Annotated in this window: 7 protein-coding genes; 5 read left to right on the forward strand and 2 right to left on the reverse strand. The window is 56.9% G+C overall.

Going from position 1 to position 7,867, the window contains the following annotated elements; genetic code table 11:
- Positions 1-4: 4 nt before the first annotated feature.
- The 5 genes from rbsA to rbsR all read left to right on the forward strand — a co-directional run bounded on the left by rbsA (position 5) and on the right by rbsR (position 5,465).
- Complete coding sequence (gene rbsA, locus AC559G_RS14375) at positions 5-1,519, forward strand: ribose ABC transporter ATP-binding protein RbsA (RefSeq protein ID WP_498912959.1); 1,515 nt, start codon at positions 5-7, stop codon at positions 1,517-1,519.
- Positions 1,516-2,481 (forward strand): ribose ABC transporter permease, encoded by a 966-nt coding sequence (gene rbsC, locus AC559G_RS14380; protein ID WP_095846525.1) that lies wholly within the window; start codon positions 1,516-1,518, stop codon positions 2,479-2,481. Before rbsA ends, rbsC begins: the two co-directional genes overlap by 4 nt.
- A 111-nt stretch (positions 2,482-2,592) precedes the next feature.
- Positions 2,593-3,480, forward strand: a complete 888-nt coding sequence (gene rbsB / locus AC559G_RS14385; RefSeq protein WP_438598789.1) for a ribose ABC transporter substrate-binding protein RbsB — start codon at positions 2,593-2,595, stop codon at positions 3,478-3,480.
- Between the two features lie 53 nt (positions 3,481-3,533).
- The gene (rbsK, locus tag AC559G_RS14390; RefSeq protein WP_498912960.1) at positions 3,534-4,460 is read left to right on the forward strand and encodes a ribokinase; all 927 of its coding nucleotides are present in this window, start codon (positions 3,534-3,536) and stop codon (positions 4,458-4,460) included.
- A 3-nt stretch (positions 4,461-4,463) separates the two neighbouring features.
- On the forward strand, positions 4,464-5,465 hold the full coding sequence (rbsR, locus tag AC559G_RS14395; RefSeq protein ID WP_498912961.1) for a ribose operon transcriptional repressor RbsR: 1,002 nt from the start codon (positions 4,464-4,466) through the stop codon (positions 5,463-5,465).
- On the opposite strand, the gene mdtD is transcribed toward rbsR, so the two are convergent.
- The gene (mdtD, locus tag AC559G_RS14400) at positions 5,462-6,880 is read right to left on the reverse strand and encodes a multidrug transporter subunit MdtD (protein ID WP_498912962.1); all 1,419 of its coding nucleotides are present in this window, start codon (positions 6,878-6,880) and stop codon (positions 5,462-5,464) included. The genes rbsR and mdtD overlap by 4 nt on opposite strands.
- A gap of 31 nt (positions 6,881-6,911) precedes the next feature.
- Entirely contained in the window at positions 6,912-7,613 is a 702-nt protein-coding gene (locus AC559G_RS14405) for a FadR/GntR family transcriptional regulator (protein ID WP_498912963.1), read from the reverse strand.
- Between the last annotated feature and the right edge of the window lie 254 nt (positions 7,614-7,867).

The following is a 7,867-nucleotide window of genomic DNA, read 5'->3' on the forward strand; positions in this document are numbered from 1 at the left end:
GTTTATGCAACCTTTACTGCAACTAAACGGAATTGATAAAGCCTTCCCTGGGGTGAAAGCGCTGTCTGGCGCCGCGCTCAGCGTTTATTCCGGCAAGGTGATGGCGCTGGTGGGGGAAAACGGCGCCGGCAAATCCACCATGATGAAAGTGCTGACGGGGATCTACAGCAAGGATGCCGGCAGCTTGCAGTTTTTGGGGAAAGAGGTGGCGTTCAACGGGCCGAAAGATTCCCAGGCAGCCGGTATCGGCATCATCCATCAGGAACTGAATCTGATCCCGCAGTTGACCATCGCTGAGAATATCTTCCTTGGCCGCGAATTCGTTAACCGCTGGGGCCGTATCGATTGGAAACGTATGTATGCCGAGGCCGACAAGCTGCTTGCCAGGCTGAACCTGCGTTACAGCAGCCACCGGTTAGTGGGCGAACTGTCGATTGGCGATCAGCAAATGGTGGAAATCGCCAAGGTGATGAGCTTTGAATCGCAGGTGCTGATCATGGATGAACCAACGGATGCCCTGACGGATACCGAAACCGCCTCACTGTTCAAGGTGATAAACGAACTGAAGGCCCAGGGGCGCGGCATTGTTTATATCTCCCATCGCCTGAAAGAAATTTTTGAAATCTGCGATGACGTAACGGTTTTTCGCGATGGGCAGTTCATTACCGAACGCCCGGTCGCCGAACTGCAGGAAGATACGTTGATCGAACTGATGGTGGGCCGCCGGCTGGAAGAGCAGTATCCGCGGCTTAACCTGCCGCACGGCGAAAAGCGGCTGCAGGTCAGCCACCTTTCCGGCCCTGGCGTGGATGACGTCAGCTTTTCCCTCTGCCGTGGTGAAATTATCGGTGTGGCGGGGTTGATGGGCGCCGGGCGGACGGAGTTGATGAAGTTGCTTTACGGCGCGGCATTGCGCAGTAGCGGTTCGGTGCAACTGGATGGCCGTGAGGTGCTGGCTCGCACGCCGCAGGATGGCCTAGCGAACGGCATTGTGTATATCTCGGAAGACCGCAAACGCGACGGGTTGGTGCTGGGGATGTCGGTAAAGGAAAACATGTCGCTGACCGCGCTACGTTATTTCAGCCGTGCTGGCGGCAGCCTGAAGCATGCCGCAGAGCGGCAGGCGGTGGGCGATTTTATCCGCCTGTTCAACATTAAAACGCCGACCATGGAACAACCCATCGGCCTGCTTTCCGGCGGTAATCAGCAGAAAGTGGCGATCGCCCGTGGCCTGATGACCCGGCCGAAGGTGCTGATCCTGGACGAGCCAACCCGCGGTGTCGACGTTGGCGCCAAAAAGGAAATTTATCAACTCATCAACCAGTTCAAACAGGAAGGGCTGAGCATCATCCTGGTGTCTTCTGAAATGCCAGAGGTCATGGGCATGAGCGATCGCATTCTGGTGATGCACGAAGGGCGCCTTAGCGGCGAGTTCCCGATTGAACAGGCCACCCAGGAAGCGCTGATGGCCGCGGCCGTTGGCAAGCAATACGGCGAAAGCAGGAGTAATCGGATATGAGTTCCCAAACTATCGCAGCAAAGCGCTGGTTCAGTAAAGAATGGCTGTTAGAGCAGAAATCGCTGATTGCGTTGCTGGTTCTGATCGCGGTGGTTTCATCCATGAGCCCCAATTTCTTTACCCTGAATAACCTGTTCAACATTCTGCAGCAGACGTCGGTTAACGCCATTATGGCGGTAGGGATGACGCTGGTGATCCTGACTTCCGGCATCGATCTTTCGGTGGGATCGCTGTTGGCGCTGACCGGCGCCGTCGCGGCGTCGATCGTCGGCTTTGAAATCAATGCGCTGGCGGCGGTTGCGGCGGCATTGGCGCTCGGCGCGGCGGTGGGAGCCTGTACCGGGGTGATTGTCGCCAAGGGCAAGGTACAGGCGTTTATCGCCACCCTGGTGATGATGCTGCTGTTGCGCGGCGTCACCATGGTGTACACCAACGGCAGCCCGATCAATACCGGTTTCTCCGGCGTGGCGGATACCTTTGGCTGGTTTGGCATTGGCCGCCCGCTCGGCGTGCCCACGCCAATCTGGATTATGGCGATCGTTTTTATCGCTGCCTGGTACATGCTGCACCATACCCGGTTGGGGCGTTATATCTATGCGCTGGGGGGCAATGAAGCGGCAACCCGCTTGTCTGGCATCAGCGTGGATAAAGTCAAAATCATCGTCTATTCGCTGTGCGGCCTACTGGCGGCGCTGGCCGGAATCATCGAAGTCGCACGTCTTTCCTCTGCCCAACCCACCGCCGGTACGGGTTATGAGTTGGATGCCATTGCGGCGGTGGTGCTGGGCGGCACCAGCCTGGCCGGCGGCAAGGGGCGCATCGTCGGCACGCTGATTGGCGCGCTGATTTTGGGTTTCTTGAATAATGGATTGAATTTATTAGGTGTTTCTTCCTACTACCAAATGATCGTGAAAGCGATAGTGATATTGCTGGCGGTATTGGTAGATAACAAAAAGCAGTAGGCGAGTAACGCGGCGGATTTGCCATAAATTGCGGTTGAACACGCCAGGCAGCGTTATGCCGTTGCCCATTGCTGATTAGTCTAACTCACCTCCCCTACAGGAATGACAACCATGAAAATGAGAAAACTGGCCACTTTAGTTTCCGCACTCGCGTTAAGCGCGAGCCTGAGTGCCAACGCGTTGGCGAAAGAGACGATCGCGCTGGTGGTTTCCACGCTGAATAACCCGTTTTTTGTTTCGATGAAAGACGGTGCGCAGCAGGAAGCCAACAAGTTGGGTTATAACCTGGTGGTTCTGGATTCCCAGAACAACCCGGCGAAAGAGCTGGCGAACGTGCAGGATCTGATGGTGCAGAATCCGAAAGTGCTGTTGATTAACCCCACAGATTCCGATGCGGTTGGCAACGCCATCAAAATGGCCAATCAGGCCAAGATTCCGGTGATAACGTTGGATCGCGTTGCATCTGCCGGCACCGTTATTAGCCATATCGCTTCTGATAACCGCGCCGGTGGTAAGATGGCGGGCGATTTCATCGCCGGCAAGGCCGGCGCAGAAGCCAAAGTGATCCAACTGGAAGGCATCGCCGGCACTTCCGCCGCCCGCGAACGTGGCGAAGGGTTCAAACAATCGCTGGATCAGCACAAGTTCAAACTGCTGGCCAGCCAGCCGGCGGACTTTGATCGCACCAAGGGGCTGAACGTCATGCAGAACCTGTTGACCGCGCACCCGGACGTGCAGGCGGTGTTTGCCCAGAATGACGAAATGGCGCTGGGCGCTCTGCGAGCGCTGCAAACCGCCGGTAAAACGGATGTGGTGGTGGTCGGTTTCGACGGCACCACCGATGGCATGAAGGCAGTGGAGGGCGGCAAGCTGGCGGCAACGGTGGCACAGCGTCCAGATCAGATTGGTGTGATTGGCGTGGAAACCGCTGATAAAGTATTGAAAGGCGAGCAGGTGCCGGCGACGATCCCGGTAGCCTTGAAACTGGTCACGCAGTAAGTCAGCTCTGCCGGCGCCGCAACGGCGCCGGTAAACAAGCAGGAATCAATAGGATGGAAACAGGAAAGCTGGTGGTTCTCGGCAGCATTAATGCTGACCATATCCTTAACGTTGAGCAATTTCCCGCCCCGGGCGAAACGGTGATCGGGAAGCAGTATAAGGTCGCGTTCGGCGGCAAGGGTGCAAATCAGGCGGTGGCCGCAGGGCGCAGCGGGGCGAATATCGCCTTTATCGCCTGCGTTGGCGGGGATGATATCGGTGCGCGCATCCGTCAGCAGTTGGCCGCCGATCGCATTGACACAAGGCCGGTAGAGGCGATTGCCGATAGCACCACCGGCGTCGCGTTGATTTTCGTTAACGGCGAAGGTGAGAACGTCATTGGCATCAATGCCGGCGCAAACGCGGCGGTGACGCCCGATTATCTGGGCCGCCATCGGCAAACCATTATCGACGCGCAGGCGCTGCTGATGCAGTTGGAATCCCCGCTGGAGACGGTGATCGCCGCCGCCAACCTGGCAAAACAGCATCATACCCAGGTTATTCTTAACCCGGCGCCGGCACGTGACCTGCCCGACGCCTTACTGGCCATGATTGATATCATTACCCCGAATGAAACCGAGGCCCAGCGGCTGACCGGGGTTGCGGTAAACAGCGATGAAGACGCGGCGCGTGCCGCACAGGCTCTGCATGGCAAAGGGATCGCGACGGTCATTATCACCCTGGGGCGCCGCGGCGTTTGGCTGAGTGAAAGCGGCAACGGTAGACGGGTTCCCGGGTTTAGCGTGCAGGCGGTAGATACCATTGCGGCGGGTGATACCTTCAATGGCGCCCTGGTTACTGCGTTGCTGGAAGGGCGGCCGATGGACGTTGCGGTGAAGTTTGCTCACGCGGCGGCGGCCATTGCCGTAACCCGCCCCGGCGCACAGCCCTCTGTGCCGTGGCGGCAAGAGATAGACGCCTTTTTACAGCAGCAGGAGTGATTCTTGGCTACCATGAAAGACGTTGCCCGCCTGGCGGGCGTCTCAACTTCCACGGTTTCGCACGTTATCAACAACAACCGTTTTGTTAGCGACGGGGTGCGTAACAAGGTCATGGCGGCTGTCGAACAGCTCAACTATGCGCCCTCCGCGCTGGCGCGCAGTTTGAAGATCAAGCAAACCCGCACCATCGGCATGCTGGTCACTTCCAGCAATAACCCGTTTTACGCCGAAGTGGTGCGCGGCGTTGAGCGCAGTTGCTATGAGCGCGGCTATAGCCTGATTCTGTGTAATACCGAAGAAGATATGGCTCGCATGCACCGCAGCATAGAAACTCTATTACAAAAGCGCGTTGATGGGCTGTTGTTGATGTGTACCGAGAACCACCGCCCGCCGCAGGATGCGCTGAGCCGTTATCCCTCTCTGCCTATCGTGATGATGGACTGGTCCCCGTTTGCCGGTGCCAATGACATTATCCAGGATAACTCGTTGCTTGGCGGTGAAATGGCAACTGAATACCTGATCGCCTGCGGCTACCGCAAAATCGCCTGTATCGCCGGGCCGCAGGATAAGGCCACCGCACACCACCGTCTGCAAGGCTATCGTAATGCGATGCGGCGCGCCGGGTTGGCAATATTGCCGGGGTATGAAGTGCATTGCGATTTCGAATTTGAAGGCGGCGTTAGCGCCATGAAGCAACTGCTGGCGTTGGCGGAACCGCCGTATGCGGTATTTGCCGGCAATGACGCGGTGGCGGTTGGGGTTTATCAGGTGCTTTTCCAGGCAGGCCTTCGCGTGCCGCAGGATATCGCGGTGATGGGCTACGATGATATCGAGCTGGCGAAGTATCTGGCGCCGCCGCTAACCACCATCCATCAGCCAAAAGATTCCCTGGGGGAACTGGCGGTTGATGCGTTGATCAACCGCCTGCAAAACCCGGAGCGCAAAGCCCAGGTTTTGGTGTTGACGCCCGAGCTGGTGGTGCGGGCTTCCGTCGCCCGCCGTTAGCCGGCGTTGCTGGCGGCTTTGCCCTCTTTTGGCCGATTGGCGATCAGGTTCCGGCCATCCCTCTTTTTCAGCAGCATAAAGACCAATGCCGAGATCACCGTAACGATGCCCATGGTGATAAAGGTGTAATGAAAATGGTCGATGATGGTGCCTGGCGCCGTCGCTTCGTAAAAACGCAGCATCGCTGCGCTGATGGCCACGCCAAAGCTGATGGAGAGTTGCTGGGTGACGGCCAGCACGCTGTTACCTGCGCTGGCATTGCCATCGTTCAGATCGGCCAGGCTAATGGTATTCATTGAGGTAAACTGGGTGGACATCGCCATGCCTAAAATAAAGAGCGGCAGGATCAGTAGCCACAGCGGCATGGTCGGGCTTTGCAAAGAAAATTGCGCAATCAACAGGCCGATTATCACGGTGATCACCACCAACGTTTTCCGGTAGCCTAGCCAGCGCAACACGTGCGTTACCGTAGATTTCGCCGTTAATGAGCCGATCGCCGTCGGCACCATCATGCAGCCCGCCACCAGTGCCGAATAGCCGAAGCCAACCTGCAGCATCAACGGAATAAGGAAGGGCACGCAGCCGGTGCCCAGGCGCGAGGCGACGTTGCCGGCGATACCGACGGAAAATGTGCGCGTCTTGAATAAGCCTAACTCAATCAGCGGTTGGGGATGGCGGCGAGCGTGGGCGATATACCCCACAAGCATGGCGATGCCACAAAGCATGACGCCAAGGCATATATAGCTCGCCAGCACGCGCTCGCCCAACAGCTCAAGGCTCATCGAAACCAGCACCAGGCTAAAACCAAACAGCATGAAGCCAAAGAAATCGAATGGCCGCTTGGGCGTAGTGAAATCCGGCATATATTTGCGGGCGTAGATAATGCCCAGCAGGCCGATGGGGATATTAATCAGGAAGATCCAATGCCAGGTCGCGTAAGTCACCAACCAACCGCCGAGCAGCGGTCCCACCACCGGCCCAACCAGCCCGGGCATGGTGACAAAGTTAAGCACCGGAAGCAGTTCACTGCGTGGATAAGCGCGCAGTAGCGCCAGCCTGGCGACCGGCATCATCATTGCGCCCCCAATCCCCTGGATCACCCGGGAGATCACCAGAAACGTCAGCGTGGGTGACATGGCGCACAACAGCGAACCAAGGGTAAACAGTGAGACGGCGAAGATGAATACGCGCCGGGTGCCAAACCGATCGGCCAACCAGCCGCTGAGCGGGATGAGCATGGCCACCGTCAGCGTATAGCTGATGACCGCCGACTGCATCGCCAGCGGCGAGCGTTCAAGGCTGACGGCGATGGCCGGCAATGCGGTGTTGAGGATAGTGGCATCCAACGCTTGCATAAAGAACGCTATGGCAGCGATCCACGGTAGCCCAGCCATACTGCGCGCGGATTTTGTCATTATTATTCCCTGAGTAATCGATGTGTCGTCTTTATATAGAAAATTCGTCTTTTTCGTTTAACAGAACTTGGCAGGCGATCTGTGCCGTTACGCCGTCGCTGGCTAAGATGGCATCGACGATGGCCTGGTGATGGTTCAACTTGAGCACTTCATTGCCGGTGATGGCGCGGAAATAGCTTTGATATACCGAGCTGAACAGATTGGCGAACGAGGTCAGGAACGGGTTGGCGCTGGCTTCATAAATCAGCTGGTGGAATTGTGTATCAACTTCAATCCAGCGTTCCCGATCAAAATCGGCATGCAGCGCCCGCATTTCTGCCATCAGCGCGGCCAACTGGGTTTTTTGTTGTTGATTGGCGTGAATGGCCGCCAGCGAGCAGGCATGGGGCTCCAGTGAATTGCGCAAGATAAGGAAGTGTTGCATCACCTGCTCGAAGTTTTCCTGCGTCATCCACCAGTTCAGCAGGTCCTGATCGAGGAAATTCCAATTGCTCTGCGGCATGACCCGGGTGCCGATGCGCGGGCGGGGCAGCAGCATGCCTTTGGCCGCCAGAATTTTCACCGCTTCGCGCACGGCAGTGCGGCTCACGCCGAATTGCTCGCCGATTTCTATCTCGCCAGGAAGAATGCTGCCTGCCGCATATACGCCAGCCAGGATCTGTTGGCCGAGTTTTTCCGCCAAAAGATAAGAAAGATTTCGTTGGGCGGCTTGTTGCTGGGCAGTAAATTGCATCGCTGCGATCCTTGGCTGTCTCGTTACTTTTCATTTTACGCTACAGATTGCGCCTTATTGTGCCTGCTGGTGGAAAATGTGGCACGAAAACGCCGTTTTTTTCGCCTTTTGGCGAAAAAGCACCCGATTGAAAAGTTTTTTTAAATTAGGGGTTGCAGGCTGCCGGGAAGTCCCTATAATGCGCCTCCACTGACCGGGAACAACGACTGACAAGCCGCCGGGTCAGCAAGACGAAAGCGAAATAAACGCTTGAC

The sequence above is a fragment of the Gibbsiella greigii genome, from assembly GCF_039540155.1.
Classification (GTDB): Bacteria; Pseudomonadota; Gammaproteobacteria; order Enterobacterales; family Enterobacteriaceae; genus Gibbsiella; species Gibbsiella quercinecans.